This window comes from Salipiger sp. 1_MG-2023 (assembly GCF_030547555.1).
GTDB lineage: Bacteria > Pseudomonadota > Alphaproteobacteria > Rhodobacterales > Rhodobacteraceae > Salipiger.
The window spans coordinates 199312-217057 of sequence record NZ_JAUOQN010000001.1 but is presented as its reverse complement, the minus strand read 5'-3'; the positions used below and the strand labels follow the sequence as shown (position 1 = coordinate 217057).

Annotated in this window: 24 protein-coding genes; 10 read left to right on the top strand and 14 right to left on the bottom strand. The window is 63.2% G+C overall.

All coding sequences use genetic code 11. The annotated features are described in order from the left end of the window. Positions 1 to 33: 33 nt before the first annotated feature. The 9 genes from rplN (at position 34) to rpmD (ending at position 3860) form a co-directional block, all read left to right on the top strand. On the top strand, positions 34 to 402 hold the full coding sequence (rplN, locus tag Q4543_RS01045; RefSeq protein ID WP_018302849.1) for a 50S ribosomal protein L14: 369 nt from the start codon (positions 34 to 36) through the stop codon (positions 400 to 402). Further along, positions 402 to 713 (top strand): 50S ribosomal protein L24, encoded by a 312-nt coding sequence (gene rplX / locus Q4543_RS01040; protein WP_216002338.1) that lies wholly within the window; start codon positions 402 to 404, stop codon positions 711 to 713. The genes rplN and rplX overlap by 1 nt, the downstream gene beginning before the upstream one ends. Then, positions 706 to 1266: a 50S ribosomal protein L5 gene (gene rplE, locus Q4543_RS01035; protein ID WP_216002339.1), complete on the top strand. Its 561-nt coding sequence runs from the start codon at positions 706 to 708 to the stop codon at positions 1264 to 1266. The genes rplX and rplE overlap by 8 nt, the downstream gene beginning before the upstream one ends. Before the next feature lie 14 nt (positions 1267 to 1280). After that, the gene (rpsN, locus tag Q4543_RS01030) at positions 1281 to 1586 is read left to right on the top strand and encodes a 30S ribosomal protein S14 (RefSeq protein WP_216002340.1); all 306 of its coding nucleotides are present in this window, start codon (positions 1281 to 1283) and stop codon (positions 1584 to 1586) included. 13 nt (positions 1587 to 1599) lie between these two features. Next, positions 1600 to 1992, top strand: a complete 393-nt coding sequence (gene rpsH / locus Q4543_RS01025; protein WP_216002341.1) for a 30S ribosomal protein S8 — start codon at positions 1600 to 1602, stop codon at positions 1990 to 1992. 10 nt (positions 1993 to 2002) lie between these two features. Further along, the gene (rplF, locus tag Q4543_RS01020; protein WP_216002342.1) at positions 2003 to 2536 is read left to right on the top strand and encodes a 50S ribosomal protein L6; all 534 of its coding nucleotides are present in this window, start codon (positions 2003 to 2005) and stop codon (positions 2534 to 2536) included. Positions 2537 to 2547: 11 nt separating this feature from the next. Continuing rightward, positions 2548 to 2907: a 50S ribosomal protein L18 gene (gene rplR, locus Q4543_RS01015; protein ID WP_216002343.1), complete on the top strand. Its 360-nt coding sequence runs from the start codon at positions 2548 to 2550 to the stop codon at positions 2905 to 2907. Between the two features lie 187 nt (positions 2908 to 3094). Beyond that, positions 3095 to 3667 carry a 30S ribosomal protein S5 gene (gene rpsE, locus Q4543_RS01010; RefSeq protein ID WP_216002344.1) on the top strand — a complete coding sequence of 191 codons (573 nt, stop codon included), beginning with the start codon at positions 3095 to 3097 and terminating at the stop codon, positions 3665 to 3667. 4 nt (positions 3668 to 3671) lie between these two features. Further along, complete coding sequence (gene rpmD / locus Q4543_RS01005; RefSeq protein WP_216002345.1) at positions 3672 to 3860, top strand: 50S ribosomal protein L30; 189 nt, start codon at positions 3672 to 3674, stop codon at positions 3858 to 3860. A gap of 196 nt (positions 3861 to 4056) precedes the next feature. Here the strand turns inward: rpmD and Q4543_RS01000 are convergent, their stop codons facing one another. The 10 genes from Q4543_RS01000 to Q4543_RS00955 form a co-directional block, all read right to left on the bottom strand. Beyond that, positions 4057 to 4845, bottom strand: a complete 789-nt coding sequence (locus Q4543_RS01000) for an amino acid ABC transporter ATP-binding protein (RefSeq protein WP_303435847.1) — start codon at positions 4843 to 4845, stop codon at positions 4057 to 4059. 12 nt (positions 4846 to 4857) lie between these two features. Beyond that, positions 4858 to 6174: an amino acid ABC transporter permease gene (locus tag Q4543_RS00995; RefSeq protein WP_303435846.1), complete on the bottom strand. Its 1317-nt coding sequence runs from the start codon at positions 6172 to 6174 to the stop codon at positions 4858 to 4860. Between the two features lie 28 nt (positions 6175 to 6202). After that, a complete protein-coding gene (locus Q4543_RS00990) occupies positions 6203 to 7435 on the bottom strand; it encodes an amino acid ABC transporter permease (protein WP_303435845.1) in 1233 nt (410 codons plus the stop codon). Positions 7436 to 7697: 262 nt separating this feature from the next. Continuing rightward, entirely contained in the window at positions 7698 to 8717 is a 1020-nt protein-coding gene (locus Q4543_RS00985) for an amino acid ABC transporter substrate-binding protein (RefSeq protein WP_303435844.1), read from the bottom strand. Between the two features lie 198 nt (positions 8718 to 8915). Continuing rightward, positions 8916 to 9629: an ATP12 family chaperone protein gene (locus Q4543_RS00980; RefSeq protein ID WP_303435843.1), complete on the bottom strand. Its 714-nt coding sequence runs from the start codon at positions 9627 to 9629 to the stop codon at positions 8916 to 8918. Continuing rightward, positions 9626 to 10306, bottom strand: a complete 681-nt coding sequence (locus tag Q4543_RS00975) for an HAD-IA family hydrolase (protein ID WP_303435842.1) — start codon at positions 10304 to 10306, stop codon at positions 9626 to 9628. The genes Q4543_RS00980 and Q4543_RS00975 overlap by 4 nt, the downstream gene beginning before the upstream one ends. Further along, on the bottom strand, positions 10303 to 11349 hold the full coding sequence (locus tag Q4543_RS00970; RefSeq protein WP_216002351.1) for an RluA family pseudouridine synthase: 1047 nt from the start codon (positions 11347 to 11349) through the stop codon (positions 10303 to 10305). Before Q4543_RS00970 ends, Q4543_RS00975 begins: the two co-directional genes overlap by 4 nt. Then, on the bottom strand, positions 11346 to 11723 hold the full coding sequence (gene crcB, locus Q4543_RS00965) for a fluoride efflux transporter CrcB (RefSeq protein WP_303435841.1): 378 nt from the start codon (positions 11721 to 11723) through the stop codon (positions 11346 to 11348). Before crcB ends, Q4543_RS00970 begins: the two co-directional genes overlap by 4 nt. A 196-nt stretch (positions 11724 to 11919) precedes the next feature. Continuing rightward, on the bottom strand, positions 11920 to 13227 hold the full coding sequence (locus tag Q4543_RS00960) for a replication-associated recombination protein A (RefSeq protein WP_303435840.1): 1308 nt from the start codon (positions 13225 to 13227) through the stop codon (positions 11920 to 11922). Positions 13228 to 13230: 3 nt separating this feature from the next. Further along, positions 13231 to 14598 (bottom strand): trypsin-like peptidase domain-containing protein, encoded by a 1368-nt coding sequence (locus Q4543_RS00955; protein WP_303435839.1) that lies wholly within the window; start codon positions 14596 to 14598, stop codon positions 13231 to 13233. A 115-nt stretch (positions 14599 to 14713) separates the two neighbouring features. Between Q4543_RS00955 and Q4543_RS00950 the strand changes: the two genes are divergently transcribed. Then, entirely contained in the window at positions 14714 to 15169 is a 456-nt protein-coding gene (locus Q4543_RS00950) for a host attachment family protein (RefSeq protein WP_303435838.1), read from the top strand. Positions 15170 to 15248: 79 nt separating this feature from the next. On the opposite strand, the gene rplQ is transcribed toward Q4543_RS00950, so the two are convergent. The 4 genes from rplQ to rpsM form a co-directional block, all read right to left on the bottom strand. Then, positions 15249 to 15671 (bottom strand): 50S ribosomal protein L17, encoded by a 423-nt coding sequence (gene rplQ / locus Q4543_RS00945; RefSeq protein ID WP_303435836.1) that lies wholly within the window; start codon positions 15669 to 15671, stop codon positions 15249 to 15251. A 162-nt stretch (positions 15672 to 15833) separates the two neighbouring features. Next, on the bottom strand, positions 15834 to 16850 hold the full coding sequence (locus Q4543_RS00940; RefSeq protein WP_216002356.1) for a DNA-directed RNA polymerase subunit alpha: 1017 nt from the start codon (positions 16848 to 16850) through the stop codon (positions 15834 to 15836). A gap of 115 nt (positions 16851 to 16965) precedes the next feature. Further along, positions 16966 to 17358, bottom strand: coding sequence for a 30S ribosomal protein S11 (gene rpsK, locus Q4543_RS00935; RefSeq protein WP_009506355.1), 393 nt, complete (start codon positions 17356 to 17358; stop codon positions 16966 to 16968). A 15-nt stretch (positions 17359 to 17373) separates the two neighbouring features. After that, positions 17374 to 17742 (bottom strand): 30S ribosomal protein S13, encoded by a 369-nt coding sequence (rpsM, locus tag Q4543_RS00930; protein ID WP_216002357.1) that lies wholly within the window; start codon positions 17740 to 17742, stop codon positions 17374 to 17376. Positions 17743 to 17746: the final 4 nt, after the last annotated feature.

Sequence of the window (17746 nt, the reverse complement as noted above, 5' to 3'; positions counted from 1 at the left end):
GGGACGAGTCCCTGAAGGTCGGGAGAAACTGACATGATCCAGATGCAGACCAATCTGGATGTCGCTGACAATTCCGGAGCCCGGAAAGTTCAGTGCATCAAGGTCCTCGGCGGCTCGCATCGCCGCTATGCATCGGTCGGCGATATCATCGTCGTCTCGGTGAAAGAGGCCATTCCGCGCGGCCGCGTGAAGAAAGGTGACGTCCGCAAGGCCGTCGTCGTGCGCACCGCCAAGGAAGTCCGTCGTGAAGACGGCACCGCCATCCGCTTCGACCGCAACGCGGCCGTGATCCTGAACAACGCGGGCGAGCCGGTCGGCACCCGTATCTTCGGGCCGGTCGTGCGTGAACTGCGTGCGAAGAACTTCATGAAGATCATCTCGCTTGCTCCGGAGGTGCTCTGATGGCTGCGAAACTCCGCAAAGGTGACAAGGTCGTCGTTCTGTCCGGCAAGGACAAGGGCCAGACCGGTACCATCGAAAGCCTCTCCCCGAAGGCCGGCAAGGCCGTCGTGGGTGGCCTGAACATGGCTATTCGTCACACCCGCCAGAGCCAGACGTCGCAGGGCGGCCGTCTTCCGGTGGCAAAGCCCATCGACCTGTCGAACCTGGCAATCGTCGATGCAAACGGCAAAGCGACTCGCGTTGGCTTCCGCATGGAAGGCGACAAGAAGGTCCGTTTCGCCAAGACCACGGGGGACGTGATCGATGCTTGATACCGCGACCTATACACCGCGCCTCAAGGACATGTTCCGCGAGACCATCAAGCCGGCGCTCATGGAAGAGTTCGGCTACAAGAACGCAATGCAGGTGCCGCGTCTGGACAAGATCGTCCTGAACATCGGCTGCGGCGCCGAGGCGGTTCGTGATTCCAAGAAGGCGAAATCGGCTCAGGAAGACCTGACCCGGATCGCTGGCCAGCAGGCTCTGACCACCAAGGCAAAGAAGTCCATCGCTGGCTTCCGCGTCCGTGAAGAGATGCCGCTGGGTGCCAAGGTGACCCTGCGCGGTGACCGGATGTACGACTTCCTTGACCGTCTGATCGGTATCGCGATGCCCCGCATCCGCGACTTCCGTGGCGTGAAGCCGTCGTTTGACGGTCGTGGCAACTTTGCCATGGGCATCAAGGAACACATCGTGTTCCCCGAGATCGAGTTCGACAAGGTCGACGAAGTCTGGGGCATGGACATCATCATCACCACCACCGCCGCAACCGACGCGGAAGCCAAGGCGCTGTTGAAGCATTTCAACATGCCCTTCAACGCCTGAGGAGCGAGAGACACATGGCCAAGAAATCCATGATCGAACGCGAGAAGAAGCGCCAGGCGCTGGTGGAAAAATATGCCGCCAAGCGTGCCGCTCTCAAAGTGATCGCGACTGACGAAACCAAGCCTATGGAAGAGCGCTTCAAGGCCCGCCTCGCACTTGCGAAGCTGCCGCGCAACTCTTCGGCAACCCGCCTGCACAACCGTTGCCAGCTGACTGGCCGTCCGCACGCCTATTATCGCAAGCTCAAGGTCTCCCGGATCATGCTGCGCGAGCTGGGCTCGAACGGTCAGCTGCCCGGCGTCGTGAAGTCCAGCTGGTAAGGAGGGTACTTAAATGAACGATCCTATCGGCGATATGCTCACCCGTATCCGCAACTCCCAGATGCGCGGCAAGTCGACTGTGTCGACCCCCGCATCCAAGCTGCGCGGCTGGGTTCTCGACGTGCTGGCAGACGAAGGCTACATCCGTGGCTACGAAGCTGGCACCGACTCGAACGGTCACCCGACCCTCGAGATCAGCCTGAAGTACTTTGATGGCACCCCCGTCATTCGCGAACTGGCACGGGTCTCCACCCCCGGCCGCCGCGTCTACATGGGCGTCAAGGATATCCCGTCGGTCCGTCAGGGCCTCGGTGTGTCGATTGTCAGCACGCCCAAAGGCGTGATGTCGGACGCAAACGCCCGCGCTGCCAATGTTGGTGGCGAGGTGCTCTGCACGGTATTCTAAGGAGGGACACATGTCTCGTATTGGGAAAAAGCCGGTCGAGCTGCCCTCGGGTGTTTCCGCATCCGTCAGCGGCCAGACCATCGAAGTGAAGGGGCCGAAAGGCACCCAGACCTTCCTTGCAACCGATGATGTCACCATCACGGTTGAAAACGACGCCATCTCGGTCACGCCGCGTGGCAACTCCAAGCGCGCGCGCCAGCAGTGGGGCATGTCCCGCACTGTGGTCGCGAACATGGTGCACGGTGTTCAGAACACCTTCAAGAAAGAGCTCGAGATCGTCGGCGTGGGTTACCGCGCGGCGCTTGCGGGCAAGGTCCTGAAGCTGAACCTTGGCTACAGCCACGATGTGAACTTCGACATTCCCGAAGGCATCACCGTGACTCTGCCGAAGCCGACGGAAGTGGTCATCGAAGGTCACGACCTTCAGCAGGTTGGTCAGGTCGCCGCGAACATTCGCGACTGGCGCCGGCCGGAGCCCTATAAGGGGAAGGGCATTCGCTACAAAGGCGAGTACATCTTCTCCAAAGAAGGCAAGAAGAAGTAAGGACGCAGAACATGGCACTCAGCAAACGGGAACTGTTCCTCAAGCGCCGCCTGCGCGTCCGGAACAAGCTTCGCAAGGTGAACGCCGGCCGCGTGCGGCTGTCGGTCCACCGCTCGAACAAGAACATCAGCGTGCAGCTGATCGACGACGTGAACGGCGTGACGCTGGCCGCGGCCTCCTCGATGGAGAAGGACCTCGGTGTCGTCGGCAAGGGCAACGTGGAGGCCGCCACCAAGGTGGGCGCCGCGCTGGCCGAGCGCGCCAAGGCAGCTGGCGTGAGCGAAGCTTACTTCGATCGCGGCGGCTTCCTTTTCCACGGCCGCGTCAAGGCACTTGCCGACGCAGCCCGCGAAGGTGGTCTGAAGATCTGATCGCTCTGGCGCCCCGCGCCGGACGATCAAACTGCGGGGCGGCTCCTGTCGCCCCGTTTCCTGTAGGCGGGCCTTGGCACGCCTCGATGATCCGGGAGACGCCGCGTTTGTGACATGGCGCACTCACCTGGATTGACCCAAGATCCGGTGCGCTCGCGCGTGCCGACCCTGAACAAAGGAATGCCTCATGGCAGAACGTGATAACCGCCGGGAAGGCCGTGGTCGCCGCGACCGCGAAGACGCCACCCCGGAATTTGCAGACCGTCTCGTCGCGATCAACCGCGTCTCGAAGACCGTAAAGGGCGGCAAGCGCTTTGGCTTCGCAGCACTCGTGGTTGTCGGCGACCAGAAGGGCCGCGTCGGCTTCGGCAAAGGCAAGGCGAAAGAGGTCCCCGAGGCCATCCGCAAGGCCACCGAGCAGGCGAAGCGCAAGATGATCCGGGTGCCGCTGCGCGAAGGTCGCACGCTGCACCACGACATCGAAGGCCGCCATGGCGCTGGCCGCGTCGTGATGCGGACCGCCCCGCAAGGTACCGGTATCATCGCCGGTGGTCCGATGCGTGCGGTTTTCGAAATGCTCGGCGTGCACGATGTTGTCGCCAAGTCGATCGGCTCGCAGAACCCCTACAACATGATCCGCGCCACGCTCGACGCGCTCACGAAGAACAACTCGCCCCGCAACGTCGCGCAGCGTCGTGGCAAGAAGGTCGCAGACATTCTTCCGAAGCGCGAAGATGCGCACGTGACCGAGGAGGCCTGAACTCATGGCTAAGACCATCGTCGTCAAGCAGATCGGCTCGCCGATCCGTCGCCCTCAGGTTCAGCGCAAGACCCTCATCGGTCTGGGCCTGAACAAGATGCACAAGACTCGCGAACTCGAGGACACCCCCTCGGTGCGCGGCATGGTTGCGGCAATCCCGCACCTGGTCGAGATCATCGAAGAGCGCGGCTGAAGCCAGCTCTCTATGTGAAACGAAACGCCCCGGAGCTTGCTCCGGGGCGTTTTGCGTTTCCGCATGGGCCGGTCCTTTCGGGCTGGGCGGCGGGGCGCTGCCGCTGGGCGCTGCACAAGCCTGTTCCGAGGGTGATTGGCGGGCACAGAAAAAGGCCCGCTCCTGCGAGCGGGCCTTTGGGATCGGGGCAGGGGGCTCAGTGCCCTAGGATCTGGCTCAGGAACAGCTTGGTGCGTTCGTGCTGCGGGTTGTTGAAGAACTCCTTAGGCTCGTTCTGTTCGACGATCTGGCCGGCGTCCATAAAGATCACCCGGTTCGCCACCGCCTGGGCAAAGCCCATCTCGTGGGTCACGCAGAGCATGGTCATGCCTTCTTCGGCAAGGCTGACCATGGTGTCGAGCACCTCCTTGATCATCTCGGGATCGAGCGCCGATGTCGGCTCGTCAAACAGCATGATGCGCGGCCTCATGCACAGCGAGCGCGCGATGGCCACCCGCTGCTGCTGACCACCGGACAGCTGGCCGGGGTATTTATGCGCCTGCTCGGGGATCTTCACCTTTTCAAGGAAGTGCATGGCCGTGGCCTCGGCTTCCTTCTTGGGGATCTTGCGCACCCAGATTGGCGCAAGAGTGCAGTTTTCAAGAATGGTGAGATGCGGGAACAGGTTGAAATGCTGGAACACCATCCCGACTTCGGAGCGGATCTTGTCGATGTTCTTCAGGTCCGATCCCAGTTCGGTGCCATCGACGATGATCTTGCCCGCCTGATGTTCCTCGAGCCGGTTGATGCAGCGGATCATCGTCGATTTGCCCGACCCGGACGGGCCGGCGATGACGATCCGCTCGCCGCGATGCACCGTCAGGTCGATGTCGCGCAGCACGTGGAAACTGCCGTACCACTTGTTCATCTTGGTGATCTGGATGGCGATCTCGTCCGAAACCTGCATCTGGCTGCGGTCGATGTTTTCGGTCGCGTTTGGTTGCATGATCAGGTGTCCTTAGCGGTGCTCACGGCGGAGCGTTTTCTCGAGGAAGAGCGAATAGCGGCCCATGCTGAAGCAGAAGATGAAGAAGCACAGACCGATGAAGACGAAGAGTTCCCAGTAGATGCCGTTCCAATCGGTGCTGGCGCGGATCGTATTGGAAAGCCCGATCGGGTCGAGAAGACCAATGAAGACGACCAGCGTGGTGTCCTTGAACAGACCGATAAAGGTGTTCACGATGCCCGGAATGGAAATTTTGAGCGCCTGCGGCAGCACCACGAGACGCATGGATTTCCAGTAATCTAGCCCCAGCGCGTCGGCGGCCTCGTATTGCCCCTTGGCCAGCGCAGCCAGACCGCCCCGGACCACCTCGGCGATATAGGCCGAGCTGAACAGGGTCACCATGATGATCACCCGCAGCATGAGATCGAAATTTGTCCCCGGCGGCAGGAAGTAGTTCAGCAGCAGGGAGGCGGTGAACAGCCAGACGATCAGCGGCACGCCGCGGATCACCTCGATGAAGATCACCGAGACCTTGTTGATCAGGAACAGATCAGATTGCCGCCCCAGCGCCAGCACGATGCCCAGCGGCAGCGACAGCACGATGCCCGAGATGCCGATGATCAGCGCCAGCATAAAGCCACCCATCTCGCGCGATGCGACCGGGTTGAGCCCGATGGGCAGCACGGTCGACAGCGCTTGCGCCAGCGGCCCTGCGATCACCAGCCAGTAGATCAGCGGCAGGACGATGGCGAGAATCACCGCCGCCAGCGTTCCGATCCTTGGTCCGGAATAATGAATCGCCGCCCAGCCAAGCACAAAGCCGAGCGCGATGCAGATCGGCCCCCAGATCGTGCCGCCCCAGATCAGCCAGAACATCACGAAAGGCGCGGCCAGCGTCAGCCACAGCAGCTTGCACGGCAGCGAGGAGAACAGGATCGGTGCGATGGCGGCGAGAAACAGCACGAAGGCCAGTACCGGGCGCCAATAGCCTTCGGGCGGGTAAAAGCCGAACAGCAGCTGTTGCCAGCGCTCGGAGATCACCGCCCAGCAGGCGACGGATCCGTCGGCACCGTACAGCTCATTGCGGATGGCGCGGCACTCGGTGAGGCTTGCGGCGTCCCAGATGCCGAAAACAGCCCAGGGCAGCACATGGCTGAGCACCGTCCAGATGACCAAAAGCGACACCAGCGTGAGAAGCACGTTGAGCGGGGTCGAGAGCATGTTCTCGCGCATCCATTTGAAGACGCCGGTTTGCGACAGCGGCGGTTCGCGCTGTTCCGTCATCGACTCGCGAACATAGGCGACGGTCTGTGCATGTGTGTCAGACATCATTGCGCTCCTTTGTAGCGATCATGACTCAACGCTCCTTCAGCTTGACGGAGTTGTTGTAGACGTTCATCACCCCGGAAATGGCGAGGCTGAGCACGAGATAGAACAGGCCCAGCAGCAGCATACCTTCCAGCTCGCGTCCGGTCTGGTTGATGGTGATGCCGCCAAGGGTCGAGCGCGCGTCCATGTAGCCGACAGCGATGGCAAGCGAGCTGTTCTTGGTCAGGTTCAGGAACTGCGAGATCAGCGGCGGGATGATCACCCGCAGCGCCTGCGGCAGCACCACCAGCTTCATCGTGGTGCCGGGGCGCAGGCCAAGCGCATAGGCCGCCTCGGACTGGCCTGTCGAGATGGCAAGGATGCCGCCGCGCACGATCTCTGCGATGAAGGCGCCGGTATAGAGCGACAGCGCCAGCCACAGCGCGATCAGTGAGCCGCGCAGGTGCACGCCGCCGCCAAAGTTGAAGCCCTGCAGCGATGGCAGATCAAGGAAGGCCCCCATCAGTACGAGCAGCAGGGCGATCGGCAGCACGAGGATGGCCAGCGTCAGATACCATGTGGTCGGGCGATCGCCGGTGGCCTCTTGCCTGACGCTGGCCCAATGGGCGATGCGCTTGACGACAAAGATCGACACGGCCAGCACGATCAGCACCAGCAGCCAGTTGTAAAAGTTGTTTTCAAACAACGGCGCGGCAAAGTGGATCGCCGGAATATAGACGCCCCGGTTGGTGATCGCCACCGCGCCAAACAGCATCGAGGACGAGGGGGTCTCGCCGCGGAAGGCCGACGGGGCAGGGGTGCCCTCGGTCATCAGCGCAAAGATCAGCACGATCCACAGCAGCAGCGGCACGTTGCGGAAGCCTTCGACGTAAACCGCCATGAGCCGGGACACCAGCCAGTTGTTCGACAGGCGCAGCACGCCTGCGGTGACGCCCAGCACAGTGGCCAGCGCGCAGCCCAGAAAGGCCACCAGCAGCGTGTTGAGAATGCCGACCAGCGCGGCGCGGCCGTGGGTGCTCTGGCTGTCGTATTCGATCAGGCGCTGGTTGATGTCGTAGCCGGAGGGCTGTGTCAGGAACCCGAAATCGAAATCCTTGCCGAGCGCGTGCAGGTTGGTGATGGTGTTCACCACCAGCCACGAGAACGTCAGCATCAGCAGGATCATCGCCACCATCTGGATCGTCAGAGATCGGTAGCGGGTATCGTAGATCAGTTGAGACAGCCGGAAGCCCTGCCCCGGCGGGTCGGTCAGTGTCGTCATTATCGTCTCCCCGGAGGGTTTCCGTTTGGTCCTTGGCCCGCGCCGGTTGATCCGACGTCGTGCCTCTTGTGGCGGAAACCCCTGCGAGCCATTTGGCTCTGGTTCAGTCAAAGGCCCTTGTGGGCCCGTTTCTTCCTTTTGCGGGGCCTGCGCCCCGGTTTTTTCGGATGTGCAGGGCGCTGCGCCCGTCAAGCTTCGGGGCGGGGCCCCAAAGTAGTTGGGGCGCGAGGTTGACCCCCGCGCCCCATATCTCAGGTTCCGATCAGCGGAACGGCGGGCTGTACATCAGGCCGCCCTCGGTCCACTGCGCGTTCAGGCCGCGCGACAGGCCGATCGGGGTCTTTTCGCCGATGGTCTTTTCGAAGATCTCGCCGTAGTTGCCGTTGGCCATGATGGCCTTCTTGGCGAAATCAGCGTCGAGGCCCAGCATCGCGCCCAGCTCGCCTTCGGTGCCCAGCAGGCGGTTGATCTCGGGGTTGTCGCCAGCCGAGCTCGCCAGCTCTTCGATGTTGGCCGAGGTCACGCCATATTCTTCCGCCGCGACCAGCGCGTTGAAGGACCAGCGCACAACGTCGCCCCATTCGCTGTCGCCATGGCGAACCAGCGGGCCGAGCGGCTCTTTCGAGATGATCTCGGGCAGGATGATGTGATCGCTCGGCGCTTCGAACGAGGCGCGGGTGGCGGCAAGGCCCGATGCGTCGGTGGTGTAGACGTCGCAGGCGCTGGCAAGATACTGCTGCTGCGCTTCGGCGTTGGTTTCGATCGGCACCGGCTCGTAGCTGATGTTGTTGACGCGGAAGAAGTCAGCAAGGTTCAGCTCGGTCGTGGTGCCGGTCTGAATGCAGACGGTTGCGCCATCAAGCTCCTTGGCCGAAGACACGCCAAGCGCCTTGGGAACCATGAAACCCTGACCATCGTAGTAATTCACGCCGGTGAATTCGAACTTCAGGTCGACATCGCGCGAAAAGGTCCAAGTGGTGTTGCGCGCCAGAATGTCGATCTCGCCCGAGGCGAGGGCGGTGAAGCGGGTCTGACCGGTGGTCGGCACGAAATTGACGGCCATCGGATCACCAAGGACCGCAGCGGCCACGGCACGGCAGACGGCGACGTCAAAGCCCTGCCAGACGCCATTCGCGTCGGGGGCCGAGAAGCCGGTCAGGCCAGTGGACACGCCGCAGTTCAGACTGCCACGCGCCTTGACGTCGTCGAGCGTCGCGGCACCGGCGGCGCCGGCCGCCAGACCGGCGACGGTGAGCGCGCCAAGGAGTACGGTGTTCTTCATATCAACCTCTTCCTGTTGCCCGGCCCTTCGTGGGCCGGTTTCGTGGGCTCTGAGAGAACCCGAATGACCGTGGGATAAATGCTCCCCCTAGGTGCGCCGAGTGTGTTCGGATTTTCAATGGCAGGTCAACCCGCTGCGCCGCGAAAATCGCGCTACTCTGCTGAGGAATTGAGCAACACTGCGTGTCCCGCAAGAGCTTTAGTCAGCCTTGCACAACCCAAAGAAGCGATGGGCATGCAGAAAGGCCGACTGCTTGTGCAACGCCATCTCCTGCGCTTCTTCGTCGACGCCCCAGATCTCTTCCTGCCAGCTTTCGTCGAGTCGCGACAACGCCCACAAATGAAGGGGATCATGGGCCGGATCGGTGGCTGCGAGGCCAAGGATCAGCGAGCCGGAAATGGCCACCAGATCGTGGAAGGCCGCAAGTTCGAAATCGGATAGGGCATGAACCTGCGCCGCCAGTTTTTTGAGCGATTCAGCGTCTTGCGGGGCGTGCATGATGCCGGATCGCGGCTGTAGCCGGGCATCGAAGCACGCCTCTGCCCAATCCAGCAGCGGATCCCAATGCTCGGCCTGCCGCTGAACCAGCGCCTCCGGTTCGCTGGCACGATAGCACAGCAGGTCGCTGTCGCCATATTCGGCCAGCATGTCCGCCACGGCGGCCTTTTGCGGGGCGACCTTTTCGATGGCGCTGTTGGCGGTGCGGGTAAAGGGCATGCTCTGTGGGTCGATCTTTTCGCCCTGCGCCTGCCATTCGGCGGCAATCGCCTCGGCCAGCGCGCGGGTCGGCACCAGCAGTGGGCGCTTGCCCGGCGTCATCACCCGGCGATCGTCAAGCGCAATGCCGTGGCCTTCGGGGGTCTGGCTGGTGGTGGCCTGCTTGTAAAACCGGCGGGGGGCCCATTCGCTCATGCGGTAAACTCCGTGTCGGCCGCGAGCAGCCCGGGCAGCGCGCGGATGTCGTCAAGGATGGTCTGCGCGGCGCTCAGCCGGGCAGGCGGGTGATAGCCCCAGCTGACGCCGATGCCGCGGATGCCGGCAGCCTGCGCCATTTCCATGTCAAAGGATGTGTCGCCCAGCATCACCGCATCCGCTGCGCCGATTCCGGCGTCGCGCAGGGCGGCATGCAGCATGGCGGGATGCGGCTTACTGGGGTGATCGTCGGCGCATTGCTGGGTGATGAACAGATGCCGCATGTCGTGGCCATCGAGCAATTTGTCCAGCCCGCGCCGGGACTTGCCGGTGGCGATGCCCAAAAGCAGATGCGGAATGGCGTGCAGCTCCTCGAGCACCTCGCGCACATGCGGATACAGCGGCGAGCTTTGCGCCGTCCCCTTGGCAATGCGCAGGCCCCTGTAGCTGGCTTTGTAGGCCTCGACCATCTGATCGCGGGCAGCGGCGGGGACGCCGGGCACCAACGTCTCGACGGCGAGCGGCAGCGACAGCCCGACGATCGACAGGATCTCTTCGCGGCTGGGGGCGGCGATGCCTATCTCTTCGAAGGCCACCCGCATCGAGGCGAGGATATCCGCCTGACTGTCGACGAGCGTGCCGTCGACATCAAAAATCACCAGTTTCAGATCGTTCATTGCAGGCTTTCGAACGGGTCCGCGTCGGCGAGATCTTCGGTCCAGCCGAAAGTGTCCCAAGTGTGTTTCATGTGATCGGGCAGGGGGGCCGTGACGGTGATCTTCTTCTTGGTCACCGGGTGCTCGAAGCTCATCGAGCGGGCGTGCAGGTGCAGCTTCTTGGAGATCACCCCCCCAAGCTGCGCGCCCCAGCCATCGCCCATGTTTTCCTGCCCCGAGCCGCCGTATTTGCCATCGCCGATGATCGGATGCCCGATCTCGGCCATATGCGCGCGCAGCTGGTGGGTCCGCCCGGTGAGCGGCTCAAGCGCCACCCAACTGGCGCGCCCGGCCACCCGGTAAAGTGTCGCGTACAGCGTGTGCGCCCGCTTGGCGCCATCGGTATGCGCCATGTCGCGCGGATGAACGCAGACCATCTTTTCCGCCTCGCCGCCCTTGCCATGACCCTTGGCCTTCACAAGGCCATAGCGGATCTCACCGAGATAAGGCGTCGGCACGCCGCCGACGACAGCCCAGTAGATCTTGCGGGTCTGCCGGTGGCGCATCGCGGCGGTCAGCGCAGCGGCCATCTCACGCGTGCGGGCCAGCAGCAGGACGCCAGAGGTGTCCTTGTCCAGCCGGTGCACGAGCCGCGGCTTTTCATCCATGCCAAAGCACAGCGCTTCGGTCATGCCGTCGACATGGCGTAGCTGACCGCTCCCGCCCTGAGTTGGCAGGCCGGCAGGCTTGTTGAGCGCGATAATGTGATCATCCTTCCACAGCACGCAGGACTGGATCAGCTTGACGTCTTCGTCGCTGACACCGGAGCGCGGCTTGGGCGCGGGTTTTTCCGACGGTTCGGGAAGTGGCGGAATGCGCACCTGCTGGCCAACCGACAGCCGGGTCGACGCCTTGCAGCGCGCCCCGTCCACCCGCAGCTCCCCTTTGCGGCACATCTTTTCGATCGGGCCCTGGCCCAGATGCGGGAAATGGCGTTTGAGCCAGCGGTCAAGACGCTGCTCTCCATCCCCCGGTCCTACGGTGACGGTCTGTACGCGGCTCATGCGAAGAAACTCCTTGCGACGAGAAGCCCGGCGAAAAGGGCCAGGATCGAGACCACGACGGACACCGCGACATAGCCAAACGCGGTGACCATGTCACCTCGCTCATATAGTGTCGCGAAGTCGAGCGAGAAGCTCGAGAAAGTGGTGAACCCGCCGAGAAAACCGACCGTCAGAAGCGGCTGGAAACGGGTGGCGGACAGGTTGGCGAGCAGGGTGATCACGACGCCCATCAGGAACGAGCCAAGGATGTTCACGGTCAACGTGCCCCATGGAAACGATTTGCCAAGCAGCGCGGACATCGCCACGCCGGTGAGATAGCGCGCAGATGCGCCAATCGCGCCGCCAACGGCGACCTGGAGAAGGGTCAGGATCATCCACGCGGAATGTCGCGGGCACGCCTTGTTGTCAAGCGCCGAGGGGGGGGGGCGCTGCCCTCCGTCTCCTGGCGGAGCCTCCCCCCGGGATACTTAGAGCCAGAAGAAACCGGGGCGTGGCGCTTTGACTTCTTCTGGCCCTAAATATCCCCGCCGGAGGCATCCGGCATCGCGGGCGGGCGCGATGCCGGCATCTTCAGGTGTTCTTGTCGCGTCGAAGGCGCGCGAAATACTCGACGCGTTTCTTGAGGTCTCGCTCGAATCCGCGTTCGACCGGCGCGTAAAAGTCCGTTCGGCCCATGGTTTCGGGGAAATAATCCTGACCAGAGAAGCCGTCCTCTGCGTCGTGGTCGTAGTCGTAGCCCTTGCCATATCCGACGTCCTTCATCAGCCGGGTCGGTGCGTTCAGGATGTGTTTCGGCGGCATCAGCGAGCCGGTCTTTTTCGCCGCCGCGCGGGCGGCTTTGTAGGCGACGTAGGCCGCATTGGATTTTGGCGCGAGCGCGAGGTAAATGACTGCGTTGGCCAGCGCCAGTTCTCCCTCGGGCGAACCGATGCGCTCGAAGGTTTGCCAGCTGTCTATGCAGACGGCCTGTGCCTGCGGATCGGCGAGGCCGATGTCCTCGACCGCCATGCGTGTCAGGCGGCGGGCAAGGAAGCGCGGGTCTTCACCGGCGTCAAGCATCCGGGCAAACCAGTAAAGCGCCGCGTCCGGGTCAGAGCCGCGCACCGATTTATGCAACGCCGATATCAGGTTGTAATGCCCGTCGCCGCCCTTGTCGTATTGCGCCGCGCGGCGCATCAGGCGTTGGGTCAGCTGCTCGGTGGTGAGCGGGGCGCCGGTCTTCCATGCCATCACCTGCTCGGCAAGGTTCAGCAGGGCCCGCCCGTCGCCGTCGGCCATTTCGATCAGCGCCTCGCGGGCTGCGCCATCCAGCGGCAGGGCGCGGCCAAGCTCGGTTTCTGCCCGCTGCGCCAGTTGTTCGAGATCCTTCGGCGCCAGCCGTTCCAGTACCAGCACCTGTGCGCGGCTCAAGAGCGCTGCGTTCAGCTCGAAACTGGGGTTCTCGGTGGTGGCGCCGACCAGAAGGATCGTGCCATCTTCCATGTGGGGCAGGAAGCCGTCTTGCTGGGCCTTGTTGAAACGGTGGATTTCGTCGACAAACAGCAGCGTGCCCTGACCGTTGGCGCGGCGGTGGCGGGCGGCGTCGAACACTTTGCGCAGGTCCGGCACCCCGGTGAAAATCGCGCTGATCTGCACGAAATGCAGGTCTGTCGCATCCGCCAGCAGGCGCGCGATGGTGGTCTTGCCAACCCCCGGCGGCCCCCACAGCACAATGCTGCCCAGAGAGCCCGAGGCCAGCATCACGCCCAGCGGTGACTCTTCGCCAAGCACCTGTGCTTGGCCGATGACCTCGGACAGGGCCTTTGGTCGCAGCCTGTCGGCCAGCGGGCGCGGGGCGCTGGAGGGGGGCTCGGGGGCGTCGCCGAATAGATCTGCCACGGGTCAGGCCCGGAACCGCAGCGAAACGCGCGACGTCCCGCGCTTAAGGATGATCGTCACGTTCGGCGCCGCCTTGCGTAGCAGCGGCCCCACGTCGGAGGGGGCCGTCACCGCGCCGTTGCCGATCGCCAGCAGCATATCTCCGGGCCGCAGGCCGATCCGGGTGCCATAGGGGCCGGGGTCGGTGACGATGACACCGTCTTCGGTGAAACTCATGCCCAGCTCGGTTTCGACCGCCGGGTTGATACGCGACAGGCTCAGGCCCGGCAGCACCTCGCGCGCGCCCAGCGTGACTGCTGCGCGGGCGGGGGTTTCGGGGGCGGCGATCATCTCGACCTGCGCGCTGCGTTCCGCGCCGCCAGACAGGTAATCCACATCCGCCACATGCCCGATGCCACGCACCGACATGCGGAACAGCATTTCCGGCGGCGTGTTCACCGGCAACCCATCCACCTTCAGGATCACGTCTCCGACCTTGAGCCCGGCCTTGGCGAAGGGGCTGGCCGGGTGCACCGCCGAGATCAGCACGCCGGTCGGCAGTCCCATCCCGAGGCTTTCCGAAATGTCCGAGGTCACCGGCTGGCTGCTGATCCCGGCCCATGGGCGCAGGAAGCGGTCGCCCCCGGCGCGGGCCTGATCGACGAATTGCTGCACCAGCGCCGCCGGAATCGCAAAGCCGACGCCGTTGGAGCCGCCCGAGCGCGTCATGATCGAGGTGTTGACCCCGATCAGCCGCCCCGCCGTGTCGATCAGCGCCCCGCCTGAATTGCCGGGGTTGATGGGGGCATCGGTCTGGATGAAATAGCCACGCGCATTGCCGGTTGCGACGCCCGAGCGCGCCAGCCCAGACACGATCCCCGAGGACACCGTTTGTCCGACGCCGAAAGGGTTGCCGATGGCAAGCACCAGCTCTCCGACTTCGACCGTGTCACTATCACGCAGGGGCAGGTAGGGCATGTCCTGCGCGCCGTCCAGTTGCAGGATGGCAAGGTCTGAATCCTCATCGGCCAGCAACAGGTTTGCGCCGTATTCCGCACCATTGTTCAGCACTACGCGGATATCGGTCGCCTGACCGACCACGTGATAATTCGACACCACGATGCCATCTGCCGACAGGATCACGCCGGAGCCAAGCGAGTTCTGCACCTGTGGGCGCGCGCCGAAGTCGCGGAAGATGTTACCGAACAACGGATCTCCGGCAAAGGGGCTGCGCGATTGCACCAGCCGACTGGCGTAAATGTTCACCACCGCCGGGGCCGCCTGCTTTACCAGCGGCGCGAAGCTTAGCGAGATCTGCGCCTGACTCTGCGGAACGTCGGCCAGCGCGGGAACAGACAGACAGAGAGCTAGGGCAATAACGATGCGCAGCATGGGCGGTCCTTTGGCTTGTGCCTTGGTATGCCCCCGGCGGATCGGCAGATCAAGCCGGTGGAACAGGGCGCGCACGCAGGCGTTATCCCTATGAAACAAGCGAAAGGAGCCCGCGATGACCGAGCTGAAACAAGACACATGGGTCGTGGTGACGGACAGCGAAAAGGTGCTGTTCCTGCGCAATCTGACCGACCATGCCGATCCCAATCTCGACGTCATGGAGAAGGACGAGCAGGAAAACCCATCAGATCGCGAGCAGGGCGCCAATCGTCCCGGACGGATGGGCGACGGCGGGCCGGGCCAGAAATCGGCCTTGGACGATACGGACTGGCACGAGCTGCAAAAGGAACGCTTTGCCGCAGATCTTGCCGAACGGCTTTACGCCGAGGCACACAAGGGCGCATTCCAAAGGTTGGTGCTGGTGGCCTCGCCCGCGGTTCTGGGCGATCTGCGCGCCGCGCTGCACAAGGAAGTGACAGACCGGATCGTGGCCGAGGTGCCCAAGACCCTGACCAATCACCCGGTCCGCGAGATCGAGGCGCTGGTGAAGAAAGAGCTCGAGAACGCGTGATCCCTGCCCAAGACATGAAAAAGGGCGCTGCGGGGAAACTCGCAGCGCCCTCTCTCGTCTATCGCTTGCGCGATGTGCCTTACTCGGCGTCTGCTGCTTCGAGAGCGGCAAGGCGGGCCTTGTCGGCCGAGCCTTTTGCATCGACGTCACGGTCGACCAGTTCGATGATCGCCATCGGCGCCATGTCACCGTAACGGAAGCCGGCCTTCAGAACGCGGCAGTAACCGCCCGAACGCTCGGCGTAGCGCGGCCCGAGGATTTCGAACAGCTTTGCGACGTGGATGTCCTGCTTCAGCTGGGCGGCAGCCTGACGACGGGCGTGCAGATCGCCGCGCTTGCCAAGGGTGATCAGCTTGTCGATGATCGCCTTGAGTTCCTTGGCCTTGGGCAGGGTGGTCTTGATCTGCTCGTGCTCGATCAGCGAGCCGGCCATGTTCGCCCACAGCGCCTTGCGGTGCTCGTGGGTGCGGTTCAGGCGGCGGTAACCTTTTGCGTGACGCATTGTCGTGTCTCCTAAAGATGCCCTCTACGGGCGGTTTTGCTTTGTCAGGCGGCCCATGCGGTGCGGGTCGCTCTCCTTGGGGTTGTTACACCCGGGGTTCCCCGAGGGGATGGACCGGCGAGGCGCCCTCTCCGACGCGCCGCCGATCCGTCGCCAAGGCTCTTAGAACTGGTCTTCGAGCTTCTTGGCGAGATCTTCGATATTCTCTGGCGGCCAATCCTCGACATCCATGCCGAGGTGCAGGCCCATGGCCGACAGCACTTCTTTGATCTCGTTGAGCGACTTGCGGCCGAAGTTCGGGGTGCGGAGCATCTCGGCTTCGGTCTTCTGGATCAGATCGCCGATGTAGACGATGTTGTCGTTCTTGAGGCAGTTGGCCGAACGCACGGACAGTTCCAGCTCGTCCACCTTCTTGAGCAGAAGGGGGTTGAACTCGAGACCATCGTCGTCGTCCTGACGGCTGGCCGCTTCGGGTTCGTCGAAGTTGACGAAGATCGACAGCTGGTCCTGCAGGATGCGGGCCGCGTAGGCGATGGCGTCGTCAGGCGTGACGGAGCCGTCGGTCTCGACCTTCATGGTCAGTTTGTCATAGTCCAGAACCTGACCTTCGCGGGTCGGTTGCACCTCGTAAGAGACGCGCTTGACCGGCGAATAGATGGCGTCGATCGGGATCAGGCCGATGGGCGCATCTTCGGGCTTGTTCTTGTCGGCAGAGACATAGCCCTTGCCGGTGTTGACGGTCAGCTCGACGAACAGGTCGGCGCCGTCGTCGAGGTGGCAGATCACGTGGTCCTTGTTGAGGACCTCGATGCCATTGCTTTCGGCGATGTCACCGGCGGTGACGACACCCGGACCCTTGGCGTTGATGGTCACGCGCTTGGGGCCTTCGACTTCCATGCGCAGCGACACGCCCTTGAGGTTCAGCACCACGTCGGTGACGTCTTCACGCACACCGGCCACGGAGGAAAACTCGTGCAGCACGTTGTCGATCTGAACGCTGGTGATGGCCGCGCCCTGAAGGCTCGACAGCAGCACGCGACGCAGCGCGTTGCCCAGCGTCAGGCCGAAGCCGCGTTCCAGCGGTTCTGCGACCACTGTTGCCACCCGCGAAGGGTCGGCGCCAGGGCGAACCTCCAGCTGGGTCGGCTTGATAAGTTCAGCCCAGTTCTTGTGGATCATGCGTCCCTCCATTCCTGTCCGTGCCCCATGTCCTAAAGGCAAAGACGCCCGAGGTTGAAATGACGACAGCAGGGCCCCGCTGAAAAGCAGGGCCCCGCCATGTAGATAAGTCCGATCAGACGCGACGGCGCTTCGGCGGACGGCAGCCGTTGTGTGCAATCGGCGTCACATCACGGATCGAGGTGATGTTGAAACCTGCGGCAGCCAGTGCGCGCAGTGCCGATTCACGGCCCGAGCCTGGGCCCTGGACTTCGACTTCAAGCGTTTTCACGCCATGTTCCTGCGCCTTCTTGCCAGCGTCTTCTGCGGCAAGCTGAGCGGCATAGGGGGTCGATTTCCGCGAACCCTTGAAGCCCATGGTGCCGGCAGACGACCATGCGATCGCGTTGCCCTGCACATCCGAGATCAGGATCTTGGTGTTGTTGAACGAAGAGTTCACATGCGCCACGCCTGCGGCGATGTTCTTGGAGACCTTCTTCTTGCCTCCGCGACGAGTATCACGTGCCATTGATGCAGCCCTCCCTTACTTCTTCTTGCCGGCGATGGCCTTTGCGGGGCCTTTGCGCGTACGAGCGTTGGTGTGGGTCCGCTGACCGCGGACCGGAAGGTTGCGACGATGACGCAGGCCGCGGTAGCAGCCAAGGTCCATCAGGCGCTTGATGTTCATCTGCGTTTCGCGACGCAGGTCACCTTCGACGGTGAAGTTCGCGTCGATGTGCTCGCGGATGGCGAGAACTTCGGCGTCGGACAGCTGGTTCACGCGACGGGTCGCGTCGATGCCCACGGCTTCGCAGATTGCTTTCGCCGAGGTGTGACCGATACCGGTGATGTAGGTGAGGGCGATGGGCACCCGCTTTGCAGTCGGGATGTTGACGCCGGCAATACGTGCCAAGTCC

What these genes read in the sequence shown, in the direction of transcription:
- crcB (WP_303435841.1), bottom strand. Translation starts at nt 11,723, where the DNA reads ATGATCCTGACCCTTCTCCAGGTCGCCGTTGGCGGCGCGATTGGCGCA.
- rpsH (WP_216002341.1), top strand. Translation starts at nt 1,600, where the DNA reads ATGAACGATCCTATCGGCGATATGCTCACCCGTATCCGCAACTCCCAG.
- rplN (WP_018302849.1), top strand. Translation starts at nt 34, where the DNA reads ATGATCCAGATGCAGACCAATCTGGATGTCGCTGACAATTCCGGAGCC.
- rplF (WP_216002342.1), top strand. Translation starts at nt 2,003, where the DNA reads ATGTCTCGTATTGGGAAAAAGCCGGTCGAGCTGCCCTCGGGTGTTTCC.
- Q4543_RS00955 (WP_303435839.1), bottom strand. Translation starts at nt 14,598, where the DNA reads ATGCTGCGCATCGTTATTGCCCTAGCTCTCTGTCTGTCTGTTCCCGCG.
- Q4543_RS00950 (WP_303435838.1), top strand. Translation starts at nt 14,714, where the DNA reads ATGACCGAGCTGAAACAAGACACATGGGTCGTGGTGACGGACAGCGAA.
- rpsK (WP_009506355.1), bottom strand. Translation starts at nt 17,358, where the DNA reads ATGGCACGTGATACTCGTCGCGGAGGCAAGAAGAAGGTCTCCAAGAAC.
- rpsN (WP_216002340.1), top strand. Translation starts at nt 1,281, where the DNA reads ATGGCCAAGAAATCCATGATCGAACGCGAGAAGAAGCGCCAGGCGCTG.
- Q4543_RS01000 (WP_303435847.1), bottom strand. Translation starts at nt 4,845, where the DNA reads ATGCAACCAAACGCGACCGAAAACATCGACCGCAGCCAGATGCAGGTT.
- Q4543_RS00985 (WP_303435844.1), bottom strand. Translation starts at nt 8,717, where the DNA reads ATGAAGAACACCGTACTCCTTGGCGCGCTCACCGTCGCCGGTCTGGCG.
- rplQ (WP_303435836.1), bottom strand. Translation starts at nt 15,671, where the DNA reads ATGCGTCACGCAAAAGGTTACCGCCGCCTGAACCGCACCCACGAGCAC.
- rpsE (WP_216002344.1), top strand. Translation starts at nt 3,095, where the DNA reads ATGGCAGAACGTGATAACCGCCGGGAAGGCCGTGGTCGCCGCGACCGC.
- Q4543_RS00995 (WP_303435846.1), bottom strand. Translation starts at nt 6,174, where the DNA reads ATGTCTGACACACATGCACAGACCGTCGCCTATGTTCGCGAGTCGATG.
- rplR (WP_216002343.1), top strand. Translation starts at nt 2,548, where the DNA reads ATGGCACTCAGCAAACGGGAACTGTTCCTCAAGCGCCGCCTGCGCGTC.
- Q4543_RS00940 (WP_216002356.1), bottom strand. Translation starts at nt 16,850, where the DNA reads ATGATCCACAAGAACTGGGCTGAACTTATCAAGCCGACCCAGCTGGAG.
- Q4543_RS00970 (WP_216002351.1), bottom strand. Translation starts at nt 11,349, where the DNA reads ATGAGCCGCGTACAGACCGTCACCGTAGGACCGGGGGATGGAGAGCAG.
- Q4543_RS00990 (WP_303435845.1), bottom strand. Translation starts at nt 7,435, where the DNA reads ATGACGACACTGACCGACCCGCCGGGGCAGGGCTTCCGGCTGTCTCAA.
- Q4543_RS00975 (WP_303435842.1), bottom strand. Translation starts at nt 10,306, where the DNA reads ATGAACGATCTGAAACTGGTGATTTTTGATGTCGACGGCACGCTCGTC.
- rpmD (WP_216002345.1), top strand. Translation starts at nt 3,672, where the DNA reads ATGGCTAAGACCATCGTCGTCAAGCAGATCGGCTCGCCGATCCGTCGC.
- Q4543_RS00980 (WP_303435843.1), bottom strand. Translation starts at nt 9,629, where the DNA reads ATGAGCGAATGGGCCCCCCGCCGGTTTTACAAGCAGGCCACCACCAGC.
- rplX (WP_216002338.1), top strand. Translation starts at nt 402, where the DNA reads ATGGCTGCGAAACTCCGCAAAGGTGACAAGGTCGTCGTTCTGTCCGGC.
- rplE (WP_216002339.1), top strand. Translation starts at nt 706, where the DNA reads ATGCTTGATACCGCGACCTATACACCGCGCCTCAAGGACATGTTCCGC.